At 33.5% G+C, this 23,597-nt stretch carries 17 protein-coding genes; 10 read left to right on the plus strand and 7 right to left on the minus strand.

The genetic code is table 11. The features are described from left to right. Positions 1 to 109: 109 nt before the first annotated feature. The 6 genes from UMM65_RS04070 (at position 110) to rlmB (ending at position 11,483) form a co-directional block, all read left to right on the plus strand. Positions 110 to 3,181 (plus strand): SusC/RagA family TonB-linked outer membrane protein, encoded by a 3,072-nt coding sequence (locus UMM65_RS04070; protein ID WP_321975199.1) that lies wholly within the window; start codon positions 110 to 112, stop codon positions 3,179 to 3,181. An 11-nt stretch (positions 3,182 to 3,192) separates the two neighbouring features. Then, positions 3,193 to 4,758, plus strand: a complete 1,566-nt coding sequence (locus UMM65_RS04075; RefSeq protein ID WP_321975200.1) for a RagB/SusD family nutrient uptake outer membrane protein — start codon at positions 3,193 to 3,195, stop codon at positions 4,756 to 4,758. Positions 4,759 to 5,096: 338 nt separating this feature from the next. Beyond that, positions 5,097 to 8,246: a SusC/RagA family TonB-linked outer membrane protein gene (locus tag UMM65_RS04080; protein WP_321975201.1), complete on the plus strand. Its 3,150-nt coding sequence runs from the start codon at positions 5,097 to 5,099 to the stop codon at positions 8,244 to 8,246. A gap of 11 nt (positions 8,247 to 8,257) precedes the next feature. Beyond that, positions 8,258 to 9,892: a RagB/SusD family nutrient uptake outer membrane protein gene (locus UMM65_RS04085; RefSeq protein ID WP_321975202.1), complete on the plus strand. Its 1,635-nt coding sequence runs from the start codon at positions 8,258 to 8,260 to the stop codon at positions 9,890 to 9,892. 26 nt (positions 9,893 to 9,918) lie between these two features. Next, a complete protein-coding gene (locus UMM65_RS04090; RefSeq protein ID WP_321975203.1) occupies positions 9,919 to 10,656 on the plus strand; it encodes a hypothetical protein in 738 nt (245 codons plus the stop codon). A gap of 83 nt (positions 10,657 to 10,739) precedes the next feature. Next, positions 10,740 to 11,483, plus strand: coding sequence for a 23S rRNA (guanosine(2251)-2'-O)-methyltransferase RlmB (rlmB, locus tag UMM65_RS04095; RefSeq protein WP_321975204.1), 744 nt, complete (start codon positions 10,740 to 10,742; stop codon positions 11,481 to 11,483). Between the two features lie 45 nt (positions 11,484 to 11,528). On the opposite strand, the gene UMM65_RS04100 is transcribed toward rlmB, so the two are convergent. Further along, the gene (locus UMM65_RS04100; protein ID WP_321975205.1) at positions 11,529 to 12,188 is read right to left on the minus strand and encodes a rhomboid family intramembrane serine protease; all 660 of its coding nucleotides are present in this window, start codon (positions 12,186 to 12,188) and stop codon (positions 11,529 to 11,531) included. Positions 12,189 to 12,543: 355 nt separating this feature from the next. On the opposite strand from UMM65_RS04100, the gene UMM65_RS04105 reads away from it, so the two are divergent. Further along, positions 12,544 to 13,818: a replication-associated recombination protein A gene (locus tag UMM65_RS04105; protein ID WP_321975206.1), complete on the plus strand. Its 1,275-nt coding sequence runs from the start codon at positions 12,544 to 12,546 to the stop codon at positions 13,816 to 13,818. Positions 13,819 to 13,855: 37 nt separating this feature from the next. Here UMM65_RS04105 and UMM65_RS04110 read toward each other — a convergent pair whose 3' ends face one another. Genes UMM65_RS04110 through UMM65_RS04125 form a run of 4 tightly spaced genes read right to left on the minus strand, consistent with a single transcriptional unit; the run spans position 13,856 to position 17,396 of the window. Continuing rightward, positions 13,856 to 14,671 carry a hypothetical protein gene (locus UMM65_RS04110; RefSeq protein ID WP_321975207.1) on the minus strand — a complete coding sequence of 272 codons (816 nt, stop codon included), beginning with the start codon at positions 14,669 to 14,671 and terminating at the stop codon, positions 13,856 to 13,858. Positions 14,672 to 14,712: 41 nt separating this feature from the next. Further along, entirely contained in the window at positions 14,713 to 16,128 is a 1,416-nt protein-coding gene (locus UMM65_RS04115) for a DUF5723 family protein (RefSeq protein WP_321975208.1), read from the minus strand. Further along, complete coding sequence (locus UMM65_RS04120) at positions 16,128 to 16,676, minus strand: hypothetical protein (protein ID WP_321975209.1); 549 nt, start codon at positions 16,674 to 16,676, stop codon at positions 16,128 to 16,130. The genes UMM65_RS04115 and UMM65_RS04120 overlap by 1 nt, the downstream gene beginning before the upstream one ends. Positions 16,677 to 16,709: 33 nt before the next feature. Then, positions 16,710 to 17,396, minus strand: a complete 687-nt coding sequence (locus UMM65_RS04125; protein WP_321975210.1) for a YjjG family noncanonical pyrimidine nucleotidase — start codon at positions 17,394 to 17,396, stop codon at positions 16,710 to 16,712. 111 nt (positions 17,397 to 17,507) lie between these two features. Here UMM65_RS04125 and UMM65_RS04130 point away from each other — a divergent pair, with 111 nt between their 5' ends. From UMM65_RS04130 to asnB, 3 genes are read left to right on the plus strand one after another with little or no spacing between them, the layout of a single operon-like run. Then, positions 17,508 to 18,773: an oligosaccharide flippase family protein gene (locus tag UMM65_RS04130; protein ID WP_321975211.1), complete on the plus strand. Its 1,266-nt coding sequence runs from the start codon at positions 17,508 to 17,510 to the stop codon at positions 18,771 to 18,773. After that, a complete protein-coding gene (locus tag UMM65_RS04135) occupies positions 18,754 to 19,419 on the plus strand; it encodes an acyltransferase (protein WP_321975212.1) in 666 nt (221 codons plus the stop codon). Before UMM65_RS04130 ends, UMM65_RS04135 begins: the two co-directional genes overlap by 20 nt. After that, positions 19,419 to 21,350, plus strand: a complete 1,932-nt coding sequence (asnB, locus tag UMM65_RS04140; protein WP_321975213.1) for an asparagine synthase (glutamine-hydrolyzing) — start codon at positions 19,419 to 19,421, stop codon at positions 21,348 to 21,350. Before UMM65_RS04135 ends, asnB begins: the two co-directional genes overlap by 1 nt. On the opposite strand, the gene UMM65_RS04145 is transcribed toward asnB, so the two are convergent. Next, positions 21,347 to 22,231 (minus strand): peptidoglycan bridge formation glycyltransferase FemA/FemB family protein, encoded by an 885-nt coding sequence (locus UMM65_RS04145; protein ID WP_321975214.1) that lies wholly within the window; start codon positions 22,229 to 22,231, stop codon positions 21,347 to 21,349. The two genes, asnB and UMM65_RS04145, sit on opposite strands and share 4 nt — an antisense overlap. A 12-nt stretch (positions 22,232 to 22,243) precedes the next feature. After that, positions 22,244 to 23,554 (minus strand): polysaccharide deacetylase family protein, encoded by a 1,311-nt coding sequence (locus UMM65_RS04150; protein WP_321975215.1) that lies wholly within the window; start codon positions 23,552 to 23,554, stop codon positions 22,244 to 22,246. Positions 23,555 to 23,597 lie beyond the last annotated feature (43 nt).

Raw genomic sequence — 23,597 nt, forward strand, 5'->3', positions numbered from 1 at the left:
AAATATTCATAATAACTCCTTGGCATATATTAACTTTTTTTAGTTAAAAAATTTGGTTCTTTAACATATTATTAAGATTTTTGGGCAAATTAATTCAAATAATCAAAATATGAAAACAAAGTTTAGTGGATTATTAGCACTATTTCTAGTGCTAACAGTGCAACTTATGTTTGCACAGGAAAAAACGATCACCGGTATAGTTTCCGACGAATCTGGACCTTTACCAGGTGTTAGTGTCATTATCAAAGGTTCTACTTCTGGAACCGAAACCGATTTTGACGGTAGATATACAATACAGGCTAAAGAAGGTGATGTGCTTTCGTTTAGCTTTATTGGTATGAGCAAAAAAGAAATTACCGTAGGTGCTTCTAACACCATCAATGTAGTTTTGGAAGCAGACAATATACTTGAAGAGGTGGTTGTTACAGGGAGTGCTTCAGGAAAGTCTATTAAAGAACTTAGTTTTTCTTTAGGACAAGTGAACAACGAGCTTCTAGATAATGTTCCAGCAGCATCAGCAGGTCAAGCTCTTCAAGGTAAAATTTCAGGTGTATCTGTTTCTCCTTCAGGAGGACAACCTGGAGGTGATGTTAACATTCAGCTAAGAACCGCAAATTCAATAGCCACCGGTCAAAACCCATTAATTATATTAGATGGCGTGATTTTGGAAGGTGGACTAGCTGATGTAAACACAGAAGACATTGACCGCATTGAGGTAGCCAAAGGTGCAGCAGGAGCTTCATTATACGGATCTCGAGCAGCAAATGGTGTTATCCAAATATTTTCTAAACGCGGTAAATATAGTGATAAAGTTAATGTTACCTATAGATCTGAAGTTGGTTGGAGAAAAGTGAATGCGGAATATGACTTAGCGACAACACATCAATTCTTAATGCTTCCTGATGGTTCTAATTTTGACTTATCAACAGGTTCAAGACAACTTGATCCTGATGGGTTTGCTGATAATCCTTATCCATCTGGTAGCCCCTTATATAACAATCAAGATAGAGTCTTTCAAACAGGTCAATTCAATTCACACTTTGCGTCTGTGAATGGAGGTAGTGAAAATTCGAGATATTTATTCTCTTATTCAAGGCTTGAAGATGAAGGAATTTTTAAAGAAGTTGATAGTTATAGAAGAGATAATTTTAGATTAAATTTAGACAACAAAATATCTGAGAAACTAAACTTGAAAACGTCGCTATTTTATGGTAATTCAAGAAGAGATGCTGGAATTAATGCTGGTTCTACAGGGAATGTTCTTTTCTCTACATTAATGACAGAGCCAATACATGATTTGTTAGCTCCAAATGAAGAAGATGGCTCGCCTTACAATTATGATTTTGATACTATTGATGGTAATAATAGAAACCCACTTTATAGTTTGGCGAATAATGACAGAGAAGAAAGAAGAAACAGAGTCTTAGGTAATGTAGCGTTAGATTACAAAGTTATGCCTTGGCTAACTTTAAGCGGATCCTATTCTTACGACTATGAAAATAACACCTTTGAAAACTATATTCCTAAAGGCTTTTTATCTGATACTCCTGATGGACAGGCTCAAAATATAGGATTTATTCAAAGATCCAATTTCAACGGTCGTGCACAAAATGTAAGGTTTAATGCATTATTCTCTAGAGCTTTTGGTGCTGATGACGCTTTTAATTTAAACTTAAGATTAAGTTATTTAAATGAAAGATATCGAAGTGACTTTAATAATGCAGAAGGTTATAATTTATCTGTTTCTGGTATTCGTTCATTAGACAATATTAAAGACAGACCCGCTTTAGCTTCTGAATCTCAGACTATCATATCAGATAGTTATTTTGCAATTGCTGATATTGATTACAAAAAGAAATATATTTTTAGTGGGGTTGTAAGACGCGAAGGATCTTCTTTATTTGGCCCAGACACTAGATGGGCTAATTATTTTAGAGCAAGTTTAGCTTACAGATTAACTGAGGACTTCGAAATTCCAGGTGTTCAAGAATTAAAATTAAGAGCATCGTATGGTACAGCCGGTATAAGACCAACCTATGAAATGAGGTTTGAAACATTCACATTAAGAAATGGAGCGGCTACTAAGTCTACTATAGGAAATAATCAATTAAAACCTGCAAAAACAGGTGAGCTAGAGTTAGGTATTAATATAGATTTTTTAGATCGTTTTAATTTTGAATTTAACTATGTTAAAGCAGTAACGGATGATCAAATTCTTAATGTACCATTATCAGCGGCTACAGGTTTTGGTTCTCAGTGGCGAAATGCCGGAGAAATAGAAGGTACAACTCTTGAAGCTTCTTTAAACTATGATATTATCAGAAATGAGAACTTTTCATGGAATTTGGGAATTGTTTGGGACAAGTCTAAGCAAAAAATTACCCGTCTAGATGTGCCATCGTACCTCACAGGGCCAGGAACACAGAACACAACGTTCTTTAGAGTAGAAGAAGGCCAAAACTTTGGTATTATGTATGGTACTGATTTCATTACATCTTTATCAGATTTGCCAGCAGGTCTTAATCCTAGTGATTACCAAGTAAATGCTGAGGGTTATGTAGTTGATGCGGCAACCGGTTCGACCCCTGTCGCAAGAGTTGATGATGCAGGAAATGCCTTTTTCGTGATTGGTGATGTTACTCCAGATTTTAGAATGGGTATAAATACGACTTTAAAATATAAAAATTTCTCATTTTATACACTGTTCGACTGGAAAAAAGGTGGTGATATTTATAATAGAACCAATCAATGGTTATATCGCGATACAAGACATGCAGTTTCTGCAAATTCACAAGTTCCAGCTAGTTTCTATGCAGGACTCTATAATACTGGCAATCCAAGTTCTGGGTTTATAGAAGATGGGTCATTTGTAAAACTGAGAGAACTTTCTCTTTACTATACACTTGACGGTGAAAATATGGGTAATATTGGTAACTTTATTGAGAGTATGAGAATAGGATTCATTGGAAGAAACTTAATTACTTGGTCTGACTATACTGGTTTCGATCCTGAAATTACAAATCAAGCTGAAGCATCCAGATCAGATTTAACTAGTAGAGATACTAATGGTCTTGGTAATGATGCAAATACACCTGGTGGTGACCCTAATGTATTTAAGGTAGATAACTTTCCCTACCCTACTACAAAATCGTATAGCTTTTCTCTACAGTTAAACTTTTAAAAAAAAACAAAATGAAAATATTAAAATTAAATAATATCATATACATGAGTTTTATACTCATGTTTACATCATGTGCTGATGACATAGATGCGGTTAAAAACCTTAACAATCCGGATACACAACAGGTATTAGCTGTAGGTTCCGATTTAAATGCCGTTATAGGTGGAGGATATACAACTTGGTGGCAAGCCAATAATAGAGATACGTATGCAGCCTTGGCGGTTGCCGCTGATCATGGAACTGCTTCTTGGGGTAACTATGGAATGAGATCTTTATCATGGGAGCCAAGAAACCCAATGCTTAATGCTGCATCTTGGGCAGACGCAAACGTTGTTGAGCAACCATGGCAAGGTAATTATGCATCTATATCGTCTGCAAATGATGTTTTAGGTGCCATAAATAACGACGGTATTGAATGGATTGAAAGCGGTGTAGACAGAACACCTCAGGTTAAGGCTTCTGCACATTTTTTAAGAGGTCTTGCATATGGTTATTTGGGATTACTTTTTGAAAAAGGTTTTATTGTTGATGAGAATACAGACCTTTCACAAAAATTACCATTTGTTCCATACAATGAATTAATTGCTCAAGCCATAACAGATTTAGATGCTTGCATAGCTTTGGCTTCAAGTAACGATTTCACAATAACTGACAATTTCATTAATGGAATTACAGCTACTAGTGCAGATTTAATAAAGTTCTGTAATTCTTTTAAAGCAAGATTTATTGTTCAATCAGCAAGATTTCAAGATGAGACTAATGCCATTGACTGGAACACTATAAAAACCCTTACCCAAAATGGTATAACAGAAGATTTTGGACCTACTGGGGACAATGGAGTAATTTGGTGGAGTAATGTTTTTGTTTTTAGCGAAACACCAAATGGTTTTGGAACTTTTGGAGGACGATTAGACATGAGAGTTGTAAATTTACTAGACCCTAGTCAACCAGAATTCTATCCAGCAACCCCTGGTGCAGTCTTAGCTAACCCAGAAATGACCACACCTGATGCTAGAGTTGGAATTGGTAAAGATTTTGAATTCAGAGCAAACATTGCCTTCTTCCCTGCTAGAGGTCAGTTTCATTTTTCTCATTATATAAGTATGCGTTATGCAAATGATGACAACTTTTCAGATGGTGCAGATTCTAAGCAACTTAAATCATTTATGCTCGAGGATAATAGATTGTTATTAGCTGAAGCACAAGCTAGATTAGATGAACTTGGAGATGCAGTAACAACCGTTAATGAAAGTTCAAGAGTAACTAGAGGGAATTTAGCTCCTCTAGCTGCGAGTGCATCTAAAATGGAAATAATGGACGCCATTTTTTATGAGCGTTATGTAGAATTATTCAATTCAGCTTGTGGAACAGGATTCTTTGACAGAAGAAGAACGAATCAACTGCAAGTTGGAACTTTTAGACACTTCCCTGTACCCGCTACCGAGTTGCAGGTAATTGAAGAAGAATTATATACTTTTGGTGGTGTAACTGCAGACCCAACAGGTGTTGTACCACATTTTGATATTAGTACTGCACCCGCTAGAGCTGATGATTCTAACTTACCAACATTTAACTAGTTGATTTGTTTTTTGTAAAGTAAAAAACATTAAAGGTTAATACTAAAAACTCGTTTTAATAATTTAAAACGAGTTTTTAACATATAATAAATAGGATTATCATAATAGTAGATCTTGAAAAATCAAATGATTTTTTTTGATAATTCTTGCTTCTCTTTAAGCATTGTTGATTTTTTCTAAAATTTTAAGCAACCAAATTGCTAATAATGCATCATTATGTTAAATAAATTATAAAATATTTAACAATATATTAACTTTACGTTAACTTTTTTAGTTAAAAATTTGGTTCTTTAACAAATTATTATGACTTTTGGCAAAATTAATTCAAATAATTAAATATGAAAACAAAGTTTAGTGGATTTCTAACGCTATTATTGGCGTTAGTAGTGCAACTTACGTTTGCACAAGAAAAGACGGTAACAGGTACTGTTTCAGATGACACAGGTCCTTTACCTGGTGTAAGTATTATTATTAAAGGTACTGTAACTGGTACCGATACCGATTTTGATGGCAACTACTCCATCGAAGCAAAAACAGGCGATATACTTGTTTTTAGTTTTGTAGGTATGGCCACACAAGAGGTAGCTGTTGGTTCATCCAGCACTATCAATATTATAATGCAATCCGACAATTTGTTGGATGAGGTAATCGTTGTGGCTTATGGTACAACAACTAAAGAAGCCTTTACGGGTTCTGCAGAAGTTGTTAGTTCTGAGGATTTAGAATTAAGGTCATTGACATCTCCCATTGCGGCTATTGAAGGTAATGTTACCGGTGTTCAATTCCTCTCGGCATCCGGACAACCGGGATCATCTCCTGGCATAGTAATAAGAGGTGTTGGAACATTAAACGGAAGTACTAGCCCTCTTATTATTGTGGATGGTATAGATTTCCAAGGAGGTTTGAATACCATAAACCAAGATGATATTGAGTCGTTAACCGTTCTTAAAGATGCCGCCTCAACGTCTCTTTATGGTTCTCGTGCCGCAAATGGTGTAATTATAATTACCACCAAAAAAGGAAAGAAAGGTTCTCGTGTTTCCGTTAATGCTACAAGTCAATACGGATTGATTACCAAAGGTATTGATGAGTACGATGCAACTAGTCCAGCGGAGTATTACGAACTCATGTGGCAAGCTTATAAAAATTCTCCCGGTCCTCAAGCAACTGCAGATCCCGCCGCTGAGGCCTCGGCCACCCTTTTTAATCGTTTGGGCAGAAACCCTTTCAATGTTCCCAATGACCAAATAGTTGGCGTAGATGGAAATATCAATCCCAATGCAAGTGTTATAGCGGAGGATTTAGACTGGTATAATGCCTTGGAAAGAACGGGCAGTAGGCAAAGTAATTCCTTAAGTGTATCCGGTGGTGGGGAAAACAGTAATATATTTTTCTCGGTTTCAGACCTAAAAGAAAAAGGGTATGTTATTGAAAGTGATTACAAAAGGACCACAGGTCGTTTAAATGCCGATTTTACGCCGACCAAGTGGTTGTCTTTAGGAGGTAGCGTTAATTTTGCAACTGAAAAAACAACAGGCCCTCCTTCAAGAGGTTCTTTTGCGGCAAACGTTTTCGGTTTTGCAAAAGACATGGGATCCATTTATTCGCCTTTTTTATTAGATCCGGCTACCAATCAAATCATTAGGAATGAAGAGGGCAATGCCCGATGGGACAGGGGCGAAGGTATCTCTGAGTTGGGTATTCAATCAAGGCCTACACTTATTGGTCGTAACGCTTTGGAAGAGGCTATTTTAAATAACGAACTCACAAAGAGAAACAACTTCGGCTACAGGTTTAACGCTGATTTTACTTTAACAGAAGGTTTAAAAGTTAGTGTAATATACGGGCAAGACATTCAAAACAGTCTTAACCAAAGTTATGAGAACCCTATAGTTGGTGATGGTCAGCCAAATGGCAGGTTGGATCAAACCAGTTTTACGCGAACCGTTGAGAATTTCAACCAAATAATCACTTACAACAAATCTTTTGGCAACCATAATTTAGATGTCACCTTAGGTCATGAAAGCTTTAACAGAGTTTTTCAAAGACAAAGAACATTTAAAGAAACTGAAACCGCAACAGGCATCTATGAATTGGACAACTTTTCTGTAATATTGTCTGCTGATGGTAGTAGGACTGATTATAAACTTGAAGGGTATTTTGCCAGACTTAACTATAACTTCGATAATAAATATTATTTAAGCGGATCTGTTAGAAGGGACGGTTCGTCCGTTTTTACCAATAATAAATGGGGTACTTTCTATTCTGTTGGCGGTTCTTGGAGAATTAGTCAAGAAAATTTCATGAAAAATGTCTCCTTTGTAAATAATTTAAAATTAAGAGGTTCTTACGGGCAAGTTGGAAATGACAATTTGTTAAATGATGATTTAACTAGAAATTATTACATCTCTCAGCCTTTATATGGTATACTTCCAAATGCAGGTACTCCTGGTCTTTTTTGGAGTTCAACAGGTAATGCGGATTTGCGTTGGGAGAACTCAGAGAGTTGGGATGTTGCCCTAGAGTTTGGATTATTTAACAACCGTTTATCGGGTTCGTTTGAGTTTTATAAAAAGGTTTCTTCCGATCTTTTATACAATGTTCCTATAGCTGCGTCCGAAGGTCAAATTGAAGCACCTAATAACATTGGGGATATGTTCAATCAAGGTTTTGAACTTGGTTTAAATGCACGAATTGTAGAAACTGATAATTTCTCATGGGATTTAGGGCTACAGGCTTCAACTTTAAAAAATGAAATCACAGCATTACCGGATCCATTTGTAACAGGTTCTAAACGTTGGGATGTGGGACGTTCGAGGTATGATTTTTTCATTTATGATTTTGCAGGGGTAGATCCTAGCAATGGAGATGCTTTGTATTACATGTACGAAGAGGATGATGATGGAAATGTAGGTATCCCTATCTTAAATGATAATGGCACCCATGCAGTAACAAATGATTGGCAAGAGGCCGGAAAAGGTTATATAGATACAAATACCGTTCCCGATGTTATAGGGTCTATAACAAATAGCTTTAGTTATAAGAACCTTGACCTTAGCTTCTTGTTTACCTACCAAATCGGTGGAAAAATATTGGACTACGGTTATGCGGATATGATGCATGAAGGTACTTATGGTGCATCGTTGCACCCTGATGCTTTAAATGCTTGGAAACAACCAGGGGATATAACCAATGTACCCCGTTTGCAAAATGGAGATCAAAACTTATCCGCAAGACTGTCATCGAGATGGTTAACGGATTCTGACTTTTTAGCCCTTAGAAATGTGAATTTAGCCTACAATTTGAGCAATCAAGTTGTTGAAAAAATAGGTGCGGACAAACTAAGGATATTTATTTCTGGCGAAAACCTGTTCCTGCTTGCTAAAAGAACCGGTTTAGACCCACAGTACAATCTTGCAGGTACACCTGCTGGTAATGATTATAATCCGAACAGGGTAATATCTGTGGGTGTTAATGTTAGTTTTTAACTAAAAAAAATATGAAAAATATAATATTAAATAAAATGATACGAAAAATTTATATATTATTATTGACAGTGTCGTTAATAGTAACGTACAGTTGTGAAGAAACTTACCTCGATACGGTCCCAACGGATTCTATTTCAGAGGCGGCAGCGTTTTCAAGTCCGGACAATATGGAACTTGTATTAAATGGTCTTCATAGACAGATGTATTCGGCACAATTAGAAGGGTCTTCGGGGAGCAGGAACGGCGAAAGCCATTTTTTACCTTCTTTGGATTTTATTTCGGGAGAGGTCATTCACACCGGTCCCGGGTTTAATTGGATGAAAGCGGATGCACAATGGCTTTTGCACACCAATGCCAGTTCTACAACGGTTTTTAACTTTTGGTTTCAACGTTACCATTTTGTAGAAACTTCAAATGCATTAATTAACGGTGTTGCTGCTTCAGATTTTGCGGAAACACCACAACTGAACAATATCTTGGGTCAGGCACATGCATATCGTGCTTGGTCGTACTGGAGGTTGGTTACCACTTTTGCCAAAGGGTATCTTATCGGAAACCCATCAAGCGACCCAGGTGTGCCATTATTGTTAGAACAGGGTGCTCCATATGAAGGTGGCCCCCGTGCTACCGTTGAGGCGGTATATAACCAGATAGAATCGGATATAGATCAAGCTATTACTTATTTGACCAATGCCAGTGCTCCTGCTGATAAATCGCATATATCGTTAAATGCAGCTTACGGAATAAAAGCACGTATTGCATTATCTAAAGGCGATTGGGCAACCGCGGCGACAAATGCCGCTTTGGCCAGAGATGGTTTTCCGTTGTTGAACGAGGATGGTTGGCAATCTGGATTTAACTCTGTTGACTTGTCAGAAGTTATTTGGGGAAGTCGTATAATCGATACCGAATCAAATTTCTTTGCAGCATATTTTTACTATATTTCCTTTATGTTCAATGGTGGTGAATGCAGGGGCAATAACAAGATGATAAATAATGAGCTGTACGATGCTATTCCCGCAACCGATTATAGAAATAAAGCATGGTTGCCAATGGCACCAAATACAAACTCTGCCGCTTATAACGGTCAAGGAGGAAGTTATCTGACAGATCCAAATTATGATGATGCAGCTTCATTTAATGCCGCTAAAGCTGCAATCATAGCAGAATACGGGGCTACTCCCGCTCATAATACACATCCGTACATGAATGTGAAATTCAAACAAAGCAATCCGGGAACTAACAGTCCAGATGATGTACTTTATATGCGTTCCTCTGAAATGGTTTTGATAGAAGCAGAAGCAAAAGCGATGCTAAATGATATAACTGGTGCTCAAAATGCCCTAGATATCCTGGGTTCCGCTAGGGATACAGATTTCGATAAAACGGATTTTGCTACGCAACAAGCACTTATGGATCAAATTAAGTTTCAGAGACGCGTGGAATTATGGGGCGAAGGTTTTGGCTATCATGATAAAATTAGATGGGACGAGGGTATTGACCACACTAATTCCGGTGCTTCTCTGGTAATATACGGAGCCGGGTTTATGCAAGATAAACCTTCGGTTAATAATGATTGGATATATAAAATCCCGCAACAAGAAATTGACGCGAACCCATTTTTAACGGAAGCCGATCAAAACTAGATATTTATTAACTTAAAATTTTATTTATGAAAAATATAAAAAATATCTTTTTGATATTATTGTCAGTAGCATTGTTCAATAGCTGTGAGGAAGACCAGTTTGAATCTTCACTGGATTATGCGTCTTTTGCAAACTCCACATACTCAACTGGCGTAACTCCAGATGGAAGTTCGACCATAGACATAAATGTATATGCAACAAAAACCGCTACATCGGATAGAACTTTTAATATTACCGTTGACGGTTCCAGTGCTCCAACAGGATCCTATAGTGTTCCAAGTTCTGTAACTATTCCAAGTGGTACGAACAAAGGCACTTTTACAGTAGAGCTGAGCGATACGAACCTAGACTGTTTTAATGATGTTGTGATGAGCTTAGACCCGCCAGAGGGTATAACGGCCAATTCGGAAACCACGTTAACCTACTTTCAAACCCCAAGCGGTGCATGCTCCACTGAGGTTTCTGGTACTTTGGACTTTGATTTTGATGATTGGGCAAGTGAGGTTTCTTATGAAATACGTGATGTATTGGGCGGGGTTGTCGTATCTGGACCCAGTTCTCCATGGATTGACGGAGAACCATCTGCTAGTATCCCTGTTACTTTATGTGCTGGTAGATGCTATACATTAATAGTAAATGATGCATTTGGAGATGGATTAAGTTCTCCTGGAGGCTCTTTTACGTTGACGGTAGGAGGAAATGTTTACGCATCGGCCCAAGGTAATTATGGTGCTTCCAGTTCTACTGGCTTTCAAATTAATTAGATTAAGCAATTTATACTTGACTCTAAGCCAAACCACCTCTCGCAGGTGGTTTTTTTTATGCCTAAATTTCTTACCTTTGTCTCATGCAAGAAACCTCGAACATCTTTGGTATTAGAGCCATCATTGAAGCCATTAATGCTGGACAAACCTTAGAGAAAATTTATATTCAAAAAGGATTGACAGGACATCTATTTTCTGAATTGAATACATTAATTAAGCAACATAATATATCGTCAAGTTATGTGCCTATTGAAAAATTAAACCATCTTTCTAAAAATAAAAATCACCAAGGTGTTGTTGGTAAAATTTCGGCTGTTGATTTTTACAGTTTAGAAGATATTATTGCTTCCAATACAAAAGAGAATCCTTTATATCTTTTATTAGATCAAATTACCGATGTAAGAAATTTTGGTGCAATTTTACGAACCTCTGAATGTACTGGAGTGGATGCTGTTATTATTCCTAATCAGAGTAGTGCTCCTTTAAATGCGGATGCCATTAAAACATCTGCTGGTGCTGCATTTAAAATACCTATTTGTAAAGTGAATCATTTATTAGATGCTATTTACTTTTTACAAGCTGAAGGAATTCAAATTGTTGCTATTACCGAAAAAACAGATGGTACCATTTATGAAGTCGAACTTAATAAACCTACAGCATTAATTCTGGGTTCTGAACATAAAGGCATATCTCCCTCAATTTTAAAGATAGCCGATGCTAAAGCAAAATTACCTTTGCTCGGTGATATTGCTTCATTAAATGTTTCTGTAGCATGTGGAGTGGCGTTGTATGAGGTTGTTAGACAACGGATAAGTTTGCAGGAGTAATCCTTAATAGACATTATTAAAACTGCGGAAAGGAAAATGAAGAACTTATTCTTCTTCATAGTCTTCATCATAAATAAAAAAATCGCCATTTTCTTCCAAACTTTCTTCTTCCCATTCGTATTTCAAAGGTTGCGGTCCGTGCTTTCTATAAATAATTGAAAACAATATTCCTACTAAAAATCCTGACAAATGTCCTTCCCAAGAAATACCATCTTTTATAGGCAGAACATACCAAATCATACTTCCATAAAGAAAAATTACAATTAGCGATACTGCAATTAATCGATAATATTTGCGAATCATCCCGCTAAATAAAATAAAACTGAACAGTAAATAAACAATACCGCTAGCTCCTATGTGATACGATGGCCTGGCAATAATCCATGTTAATAATCCACTTAATAATACTCCATAAATAAGCACTTTAAAAGCTATTTCTCTATAAAAATAGAAGAGGGCGGTCATTAAAATAAAAAGAGGAATTGAATTATTGAACAAATGCTTTACACCACTATGAATAAAGGGCGAGAATATTATGCCTCGTAATCCTTTTAACGTTTGTGGATATAAACCATATTTTGTGAAGTATAAATTGTAATTACCTTCAACCCAAAAGACAATCCACAAAAACAAGACAAAATACAATGGAATGGCAATTACCATTGGCGAAAATTTGAATTGTGTATGTTCTTCCTTTAAATCCATAATGAAGCCCCTCCCCAACCCTCCCCAAAGGAGAGGGAACTGATTCGGATATTAAATTGTGTTTATTCTATATTCAAAAATATGTCCAATTAAAGATAAAGGTACAAATTGTCAGGGTAAAAGCTGGTGTTGTAGTTATCAATTGGTTTTATCAATAGAATCAGTAGTAATATAAATTAGATTGCGACGTCGCATATAAAATTAAAATAATCCTATAGTATTTTGTTTATGCTCCTCACAATGACCCTCATTCGCCAAGGCTATGGAGGGCAAACAAGAACTAATGACCAAAGACTAAAAAACAAATAACCCATTAACTAATAACTTAATAACTCCTTTTCACTAAATTTGTATTATGAATGCACCGCTGGCAGAACGTATAAGACCAAAAACTCTAGACGATTATATAAGTCAACAACATTTGGTCGGTAAAAACGGAGCTTTAACCGCTCATATTAAAAGAGGTGTCATTCCGTCACTTATCTTATGGGGACCCCCAGGTATTGGTAAAACCACATTGGCGAATATAATTGCAGAAGAATCTAAACGGCCTTTTTACACGCTTAGTGCGATAAATTCTGGAGTTAAAGATGTACGTGAAGTTATTGACAAAGCTAAACAAAGTGGCGGTTTATTTACTACGAAAAATCCTATTTTATTCATTGATGAAATACATCGCTTTAGCAAATCACAACAAGATTCTTTGTTAGGGGCGGTTGAAAAAGGTTGGGTTACATTAATTGGAGCTACTACTGAAAACCCAAGTTTTGAAGTCATTCCTGCACTACTCTCTCGATGTCAGGTTTATATTTTAAATTCTTTTGATAAAGTTGATTTAATTGCTTTATTGGATAGGGCAATTGCTGAAGATGAAATTATCTCTAAAAAGAAAATAAAGTTAAAAGAAACTGATGCACTATTACAACTATCAGGTGGTGATGCAAGAAAATTGTTGAATATTTTTGAGTTGATCGTCAATACAGAAGATGATCCCGTAGTAATTACAAACGATAAAGTGCTGGAGAAAGTCCAAAATAATACGGTTCGTTATGATAAAACGGGCGAACAACATTATGACATTATTTCCGCTTTTATAAAATCCATTCGTGGCAGTGACCCCAACGCAGCGGTTTATTGGTTGGCAAGAATGATTGAGGGCGGCGAAGATGTAAAATTCATTGCCCGACGATTGGTCATTTTAGCATCCGAAGATATTGGGAACGCCAACCCAAATGCCTTGATGCTGGCAACTTCTACTTTTCAAGCTGTTTCGGTAATCGGCAACCCTGAATCGAGAATTATATTAAGTCAATGTGCGGTCTATCTGGCAAATTCCCCAAAAAGTAATGCTTCTTATATGGCCATAGGCAACGCCCAACAATTGGTAAAACAAACTGGAGATTTATCCGTACCATTACATTTGAGAAATGCCCCAACCAAATTAATGAAAGATCTGGATTATGGTAAAGACTATCAATATGCCCATAATTATGATAATAATTTTATTGATCAAGAATTTTTACCTGATGAAATTAAAAATACAAAACTCTACGACCCGGGTAATAACAGTAGAGAAAATAGCTTTAGGGAATTTCTAAAAAAACGTTGGAAAGATAAATATGGTTATTAGACCGTTCTATTTGTTAGAAAAAATCTAATTATGGTTGCTAAAACTTTATATTCAACGACTCTTTTACCAATTCAGTTCCATTAAAGTACTCCGCCACCCAAGTTCCATTTTGTTTATAAACCATTCCGTTCTTATTCTTGAGTATATAAACATTTTTTATGCTCGATGTTAACAATATAAAAACCACTTTTGGTGAACTGTCCACCAATTGGTATCCCAGTTTATTTGCCTGGGCATACAATATTGTTAACTCTGGCTCAGCCTTATTATTGATATTGGTCTCTTCCGTCTCAATGGTTTCTTCAACTTCTACCATCTCGGTAATACCAATTTCGTCAGTAGTTTCATCTTCAGAAGTTTCTATTATTTCAATTACTTCTGGCTCTTCTTCAACTACTTGTTCTTCTGCAGGTCGAAGCATATTACTCTTGGAAAAACTATAATTTTGAGCTATTACATCCTCAAATGCCTCACGTAATGCTTCTTGATAGCCCTTTTTGTATTCTTTCTCTTTACTTTTACCCTCATCGGTAACCAATACTTTTTGGTTTTTACAATTAACCAACTCAATAACCAATTTGGTCGTAAACATATTGGATTCGTTATTAACCTTTGCCGTTAATGCAGAACAAGGGTTGTTTGAAATCTCAGCCGGTAATTCAAGATTTGCATAAACAGTTTCAAACCCTTCTTTTTCAAATAAAAACTTGGTCAAAGAATTTAACTGATATTGATCTTCCGACTTTTGAAAATCATATTTTGAAGGTATAATTACATACTTGTATTCATTTAACGATTGCCCGATAAGGCCATTTGAAATAAAAAGTACTAGGACAAATAATAACGATTTCATCTTCATAGTATAAAATTTAGTTGATAAATATAAGGATAATTTTAGTCAAAAATTAAATTTGCCCCTAAACTGAGCGACATTTTTTTTGAATTGTAAAAATCAGCATAACCCAAAAGATTATCGGCGGAAGCATAAAAATTAAATTTATTAATTCTTGTAGAAAATCCTAGACCTATGTTAGAAAAAGAATAACTATCAACAGTATATGTTATTTTAGCCCGTAAAAAATTATTTACCCTTCTGGCATAAAACAATGTAGCCGCAGTTTGGGGCAATTTAGGTCTGAATATACTGTATAATTGAACACCAACTTCATTTTGATAATTGTACAATGAAAATCCATTATTGGCATGACAATCTATAATTGGTGGCAATTTTCTTATTTTTTTGCCAAAACCATATTGTAAACCTGCATTTAATTTTGCAGATGGTAAAGAAACATACGTTTTACTGTTCCCTTCTCTTTTAATTTGCTCATCAAAATCTACGATTAAATTCTCCCAATATGGAACGGGATCGTTTTCAGGAAAAAGCAGACCAATACCTTCAAATGAATAATCGCCTTTGTTTGTATAAGTGGTAACATTATTTGAATAGGCAATAAAACCAACATCTAAAATACTGGCTGAAATTTTCGTTTTTTCGTTTAAATTATAGGTGAACCCCAAGTCAAAACCCAAACCTAAGTTGCCCCCTAGAAATAAATTACTTAAAATATTATTTGCAGAAATACTTAGTTGGTCATCTTCAAGTAATCCTGATGACTGAAATCTATAATCTAGGTTTTGTAATTGATGTCTGTAGATATTATCAGTACCCAACATAGTAGTAAAACTTCCTTTGTTTTTAATTGATTGAGCATTAAAAATTCCCGAATATAATTTTACCCTAGCTCCGATATTGAGTTGGTTGTTTATCTTTCTTGAAATACCTGCATGGAATACACCAAAAGCTTCCCCTTTAAAATTAAGATGTTTAATATTTCTATTGGTATTTAACTCAATATTTCCGTTAATGTCGGTATTTCCTTGATAAAATAGTACTGCCAGATCTTTGGGAAAATAAGCTATAAAATCGAATTCCTGATAAAAGCCAAAATTTAAATAATCTCTATTATTTTCTAATTTATATCCTATATTAATTACATCAATTTGTTCGTTAGCCGTAAAAAAATCAGTTGATTTCATTCTAAAAAGATGATTCCTTATTTTGTCATTTATATCTATGCCATCATCAGCAAATATATCTTTAACGGTCAAATTATTTGAGCCTACATTTAGGTATAAACCAGACAGCAAAGGAATGCCGATATGTTTTTTATAGTCCACCTCCGCTCCAGGATTTAACAATAGAGACTGTGGTATCTCAATATTTCCGTAAAGAAATTTTTTATTTTGAGCATAACTTTGAAATATAATAAAACTTAAAAAGCACACTATATATTTCTGTAATTGCATCAATTTACTTTAAATATAAGGTTAGCAGATGATTTTATTATGAGCTTCATTTCAGCATCTTCAGAAAGCATACTTGAATTTGAACTTGGTTGCAAATTAACGGACACTCTCAGCTTTTGAGAAAATTTTAAAGAAAGTAAATCCAAACCCTCAAAAACCTGAAGGTGCGTAACTTTACTGTTATTTGGAACATTTATTACAAAACTGTTTGTAATGGCATTGTCTGCATTTAAAAACGAAAGTTCCAGTTCAAAATTCCGATTAAAAGTGTTTTCAATTTCAAAATTAAAATTTGCCTTTACCAGATTATCTTGAACATAATCGGTATCAAAAATATCGAAAACACTAATGTCCGTTATTGTAGGTATTTCGGAACTGCCATTAGCATTCAAAAACCTGTTTTGATCAATATTAAAATAGATAAAAGGTGAAGAAAAATTTTGATTGATTTCTATATTATTAATCTGGTCGAAGTCAACATTGCTGGTACATGACAATATTGTTGTAATTACGATGCTACTTAGAAAGTATGTTATATACCGCTTCATTCAATTGGAATTAAAACGATAAAGATAACTGATTTAAAGATATTGCTTAATTTCTAGAAGATCCGTTATATTTATTGTACCATCGCAAGTAGTTTCATTGCAATCTCTAAAATGAATAGTTTGCATACCTACCCGTTGTGCACCTAAGATATCTGCTTCGTAGTTGTCACCTATCATAATACTATTTGCAGCGTCGGTTTCAGCTAGTTGCAACGCATAATTAAAAATTTTAGGATTTGGCTTTTTTACACCTACACTTTCCGAAGTAATAATCTTGTCAAAAAAGTGTAAGATACCTGAAGTTTTCATTTTCTTGGTTTGCACTTCTTCAAACCCATTGGTAATAATATGTAATTTGTATTTGGGCAATAAATAGTTTAAAATCTCGGTTGTTCCATCAAAAAGTACATTATAATTTGGTAAATTATCTATGTACGTTGTACTTAAATGATTAATGTGGTCATCGGAAATTTTATAGGACATTAAATCAAATGTTTCCTTTAAACGATTGTACCGTAGTACTTTTTTACTTACCCGTTCTTCCCTATACATTTTCCAATACCTAAAATTAATAGGTTTATAATGGAATAAAAAGTCCTCAATATTTATATTTACATTACTCTCTTTAAAAATAAATTCAAATGCCTGAGCAGAATTTGTTTCAAAATCCCATAAAGTATGATCTAAATCGAAAAAAACGTGTTTAATATTTGAGTTCAATATGATACTTTTAAAAATCCAAAGATAAAAATTTGTGGCTCGTAATTTGAAAATTCAATTTAATGTTTTGTGAATTCTTTAATTTATCTTTGAACACAAAGAAAAACATTAGTGAAACTAAATTATAAAACTTTTTTTTCAACATCTTTTCAAAAAAATATAGCAACACTATTTAGCGGAACTGTTATTGCCCAGATTGTGAATGTTATTGGAGCCTTATTTTTAGCAAAAATTTATGCACCTGAACTTTATGGCACCTATAGTGTTTTTTTAAGTTTTGTAAGTATTTTAACCATTATAAACAGCCTTAAATTAGAATACATAGTTATTACAGATAAATCTGATAAAAAAAGTGAAAATATGGTAAATGCCATATTGGTCATTATTGCATTAATTAGTTTTTTTTATCTCATATTTTTTATTTTTTTCAGAGCTTTTTTTCTAGAACATGCCATAACTTACACTATTTTACTATACAGTAGTGTTAGTTCCTTGTTTTTATCAAATTCTAAGTTGTTAGAGTCTTATGCCACAAGGAAATCAAAATTTAAAAATATTGCCAATGCCCGTGTTTTACTTTCTATTTGTACAGTTTTATTTCAGTTCTTTTTATTTTATATTAGCGAAAACGGACTTATATACGGTTATTCGGGTGCGGTGTTTATAACTTTTTTGTTTTATTACCTAACTTCAAAGAAAATCATTGGAAAACCTAACATGAAACTTTTTAAAGAAACTATAAAAAACCATAAAAATATTTTACGTTTTGCTTTTCCATCTGGTGTAATTAACAGCATTGCCAATTATATTCTGCCTATACTGATATTGGCATATTTTTCAGTTGCTCAATCAGGCGTTTATGCTTTAAGTTTAAAAGTAGTATCTGTACCTCTATTTATTATTTCATCGTCAATTTCGCAGGTATATTTTCAAAAAGCATCTGAATATTTTAATCATGCAAAACATAAATTACATAATTTTACGAAAAAAGTTGCCTTCACCAACATTTTAATCATGTTGGGTATTTTATTAATTATTAATACTCTAGGTATTTATTTATTAGATATTTTTTTTAATAAAGATTGGGATAATTTGACTATGTATATTCTTATACTTTCCTTTTTTGTATTGGGGCAGGCAGCTTTTTCACCTATTAGTTCATTGATTGTTATTATTAATAAAATGCATGTTGGACTATTCTTTAATATTGCTTTGGCATTGGTTAACTTTATTGCTATTTATATTGGCAGTATATATAACAACATCATTTATACAGTCCTTATTTTTTCAATTATTGGCGGTGTAGGTTATTTCGCATTGTTAATTTATTTTTTAGGATTGCTTAAAACATATAAAGATGAAACAAACATTAACTAAAATTAAACGAGTGAAAGCTAAAGTTTCTTTTAAACAAAGATTAGACTTTTTCCTTTTTGGGTGGATAATAAATTTGGTATACGGCGAATATTACAGACCCAAATTTAATTATATACCTTATTATAAATTGTTTTTTCATTTTTTAATTCCCCAAAAAATACTCAGACTAAATGCTAAGGTCAAATGGCCAGTACATTTTACCTCAGTAATCATTAATGGGCAGAATATAAAAAAAGGGATTTTGTGTGACCCTGGAGACAACCCCAATATTTACATTGAAGCCAATAATGGTATAGTTTTTGGATCTAATGTGGGTATAGGTTCAGGAGCTAGGGTGTTATCATCAATTCATTCGCATGACGATCATTCCAAACATGATTTTGCACTTCCAATTATAATAGGTAATAATGTCTTTATTGGTTCTAATAGTGTTATTTTACCCGGTGTATCGATTGGTGACAATGTAGTAATAGGTGCAGGGAGCATTGTAGCTAAAAATATTCCGAAAAATTCTATTGCATTAGGCAATCCCTGCAAAGTCATAAAACCAAAAGGTATGTATATTGAAGATTTTTCCAAAATCACTTTTAATAAAAAAATTCCAGAAAAATATATCCAACTCTTGAATCAAAATATAGTTAACTAATGTGTGGAATTGCTGGAATTATAGAATTTAATGGTGAATCAAATCAAGTTTTGGCCATTAAAAACATGACCAATAGTTTACAGAATAGAGGACCAGACAATGAAGGTTTCTTGCTCAAGAGCGATTCTACAGTACCTTATTACGGAAGTCATACCAATCTTAAAATCAAGAATAAAGATTTACCATATGCTCCTAAATTCCATATAGATACTGCAATAAATAAAAAAAGTAATATTGCTCTAGGGTTTAAAAGATTATCAATTATTGATTTATCTTATAATGCACATCAACCTATGTCTGACAAAAGTGGAAAATATTGGATTATTTTTAATGGGGAAATATATAACTATAAAGAGATTAGAAGCGAATTAAGATTATTAGGCAATAGTTTTATTTCAAATTCCGATACAGAAGTGGTATTAAAAGCTTATTTAACATGGGGGGGGGAAGCGTTACAGAAATTTAATGGTATGTTCGCTTTTTCAATCCTGGATACAGTAAATAATGAATTTTTTTTGGCTAGGGATAGGATGGGAATTAAACCCTTGTATTATTTTCATGATAATACAAGGTTCATTTTTAGTAGTACTATAAAATCAATTATAGACTCAAAATTATATAAACCTGAAATTAATTGGAATGGTCTTTCTCAAAATTATACTTATTCAATTGCCCAACGTCCCAATACTTGCTTTTTAAATATAACAGCATTAGAACCTGCTAATTACATCAGAATAAATTTGCATACCGGTAAAACCACTAAAAAAAAGTATTGGAATATTCCAATTGGTATCCAAGACTTTTCTATGACCGAAAAAAAAGCAATTGATTTATTAGATGAAAGTTTATATAATTCTATTAAATATAGGTTAAACGCTGATGTTGAGGTAGGTACATTTATGAGCGGTGGAATAGACTCAACAACGATATCTTCCATTGCTTCTAAATTACAACCTAATATTAAAGCTTTTACACTTGGATTTCACAACAACTATTTCGAATATGACGAAATAAACCAGGCAAAAGACACTGCAAGAATAAATAACATTAATCATATAATTCATTATGAGAATCCAGATATAGTTATAGATAACATAGAAACCATAATTACTTGTTATGAAGAACCCTATCATCATTTACCTGCGAATTATGCATTATCAAAAGTGGTTTCAGAGAATCACGTCAAGGTTGTTTTAAACGGATTAGGGGGTGATGAACTTTTTGCTGGTTATCATTTTTATGATAAATTAAATGGATGGAAAATCTTGAAAAGATTTAATCCGATATTCAAATTAATTCCTAAAAATATAAACAAGCGTTTGGATTTAGCTAAAAAAATTGCATCCTATAATGCCATTGCTGATTTTTACACCCACTTTCATAGTACTTTCAATGAATTAGAAAAACGAAAGCTTTTTAATAATAAAAACCTTAAACCTATAAATTCTTTGGAAAATATATATCCAAATCATAGAGTTTTTACAGATGATATTGAAGCTTTAAGTTATTACAACTTAAAATCATATATAAGCAATCACCAAACAAGAACTATAGATCAATTTACTATGAATTTTTCAATTGAAGGAAGGTTTCCTTTTTTAGATCATCATTTAATTGAGTTAGCTTTTAAAATACCCTCTAAGTATAAAATTAAAAATCATTCCCATAAATACATTTTAAAGGAAGTTGCTAAAAAGTATATAGCAACAAGTTGCTTTAAAATGGAAAAGAAAGGTTTTGGCCTGCCGTTAGAATATTGGTATAAAAGTGAGTTAAAAGATTTTGTACAAGAAAATATTTCATTATTAAAAAAAAGAAACTTCTTTGACAATAAAGAAATTGATTTAATAATAAAAACGAATAATGTTAGAAAAATTTGGCATTTGGTTATGACAGAACTTTGGATTCAAAAATTTTTTAAACCATTTTAATAAAGTCGATATTTCTTGTAGTGAAAATACATTTCCTTCTCTGCACCAAAACTTTTGTAAAACGAGGCTATATCTAGTATCATGGAACCCTCAAAATCTAAAATAATCGACTGATTTGCATATTTTATGATTATAAAATCCATCAAATAAGACATGGCTTGTTTTTCTCGACCTTCGTCGTTTAAAGCTGAAAACAAATAAGTAATCCGATTCGTATCTTTTAAAAAAACCGCTCCACCAATCAGTTTGCCTTTTTTGTTCAACACTTCATAAACAAATATTTTTCCGAGTTGAAGTCCTTTTAAAACAAGATTGCTCAATGCTGAATATTCATGTTCCGTTTTTTTTACGGTTGTCCCTTTATTTTCTTTAAATAGCTCAATAAGTGTATTTGCTGTGGTTGTAGTCCGTATGCACAATCCATGTTTCTGGGCTTGTTTTATACTACTTTTCCTACCTTTGGAATATCCTTTTTGTAATGATTTATGATTTTTATTTTCGAGCGATAGCACAAAATTATCTCTTGGAGTTATATGTTTACTAGAAAAACCATTAGACGTGTTCAACATTATATCGATCAATTTAAACTTTCTGGGGATTTTTTGAATGAATTCTTCACACAAATTTGATTCTATTTTGTTTTTTGAAAACAATCCCAATTGCTGAATCCAAGGAGCTTGATAAATATAATTTACACCATACTTTTTACGCTTTGGTAGTGGCATAACCGTAGTATAATCACCTAAAATCAAGGCATCCCAATCATTACAAACTGCATTTAAATACCAACTATGTGCATAAATACGGCTATTAATTGACTTTGAAATACAGCTATCATATTTATCAATATCTATTTGATTTCTAGTTAAATATTTAATCATCGAGATACGTTTTTATGTTAATGGTGACAACTTTTTAAACATATCAATGTAAATTTTTCTCCAACGTCTCCATCTGTATCTATTGCTCAACGTATCGTTATGAAAAAGGGTAATAAATGTTCCGTCCACTTTTTTTACCTGATTGGCCAAATCAATAATTATTTCAAATGATTTTTTATTGGGCAGTTTTAAATAATCTTTTAGGGTGCCATCCATAACAGCAAAAGGAAAAACTTTCAATGGTGTTTGGATTTCGTACTCTAAATCGTAAAAATAAAATGGTGTACAGGTACTGGCTCTAAATCCATAATGTCCTGCATAACCCATTGTATAATCTTCATTAATTTCTAAGTTGACTAAATTTTGGTAGGTCTCCGGCAAATCAAATCGCAAATAATGTTGTCTAGATTTTTCAATAGGCCTGTTTACAATAGATTCTAATCGCAATTTTTCTTTTTGCAATATACTTTCATCTTTTGACGAAAAATAGGATGGATGCAAACCAACTTGAGCATAATCGGCAACCGATTTTATCAATGATTGATAACTTGAATTTCTTGAAGATGTATTTTTATCGAAAGTTGTATAACCTCCCACTGAAAAGAAAAAAGTAGTTTTGATACCATATTGTTTCTGAAAGCTGATCAGTTCTTCAAAAGTATCAAATGGATCTTTTGTAAATCCAAATATTACCATAGTTCTATACCATAAATCTAGCAATCTAAATCTGGACAAATCTCTAAAATAACCCGCAAATGTTCTAATCACACCTTTATGTTTAAAGCAATAAGCTATATCTACATCTATTGTGGAAATAAATTCAAAACTTCTTTGTTTTAGCTCAGTTTCAGGAAATTTTTCCAATAAAATATCTTTAAATTTATACGCCCAGATATCTATTAATGGTTTGTGTAAAAATTGATGTTTAAACGCTAAACTTTCTTCTGCTGGGTAACGTTCATGTTCATCTTTCCGATGTGGTAGATATTCTTCATATCTGCTTAACAAGTAAAAAGTTGCAGCAAAAACATCAAACGGGATAGAAGCTTCTTGCCTTGTTTGAAAAAAACATTCAACACCACTCCACTTGCCCATATTAACATCTACATCGTTAATGCCCTGCTCAAACAAAAGGTTTGTACTTTTAATGAATATTTCATTTCCCAAAGGCTGTTTACCATAGGTTAATTTAAGTCCGTCATGTGCAATAAAATCCTCAACTTTGGTTGTAAAATCTACTTGAATTTGTAAAATTCTGGTAAAAAAGTGCTTAAAAGTATAGGTTAATCTGGGTGTTAATTTATGTGTATAAACTAGTAGCATTTTTTTAGTTTGTAGTGGTTAGTGAAAAATAAAATTCCAAATC

Source organism: Aureibaculum koreense, from assembly GCF_034296135.1.
Classification (GTDB): domain Bacteria; phylum Bacteroidota; class Bacteroidia; order Flavobacteriales; family Flavobacteriaceae; genus Aureibaculum.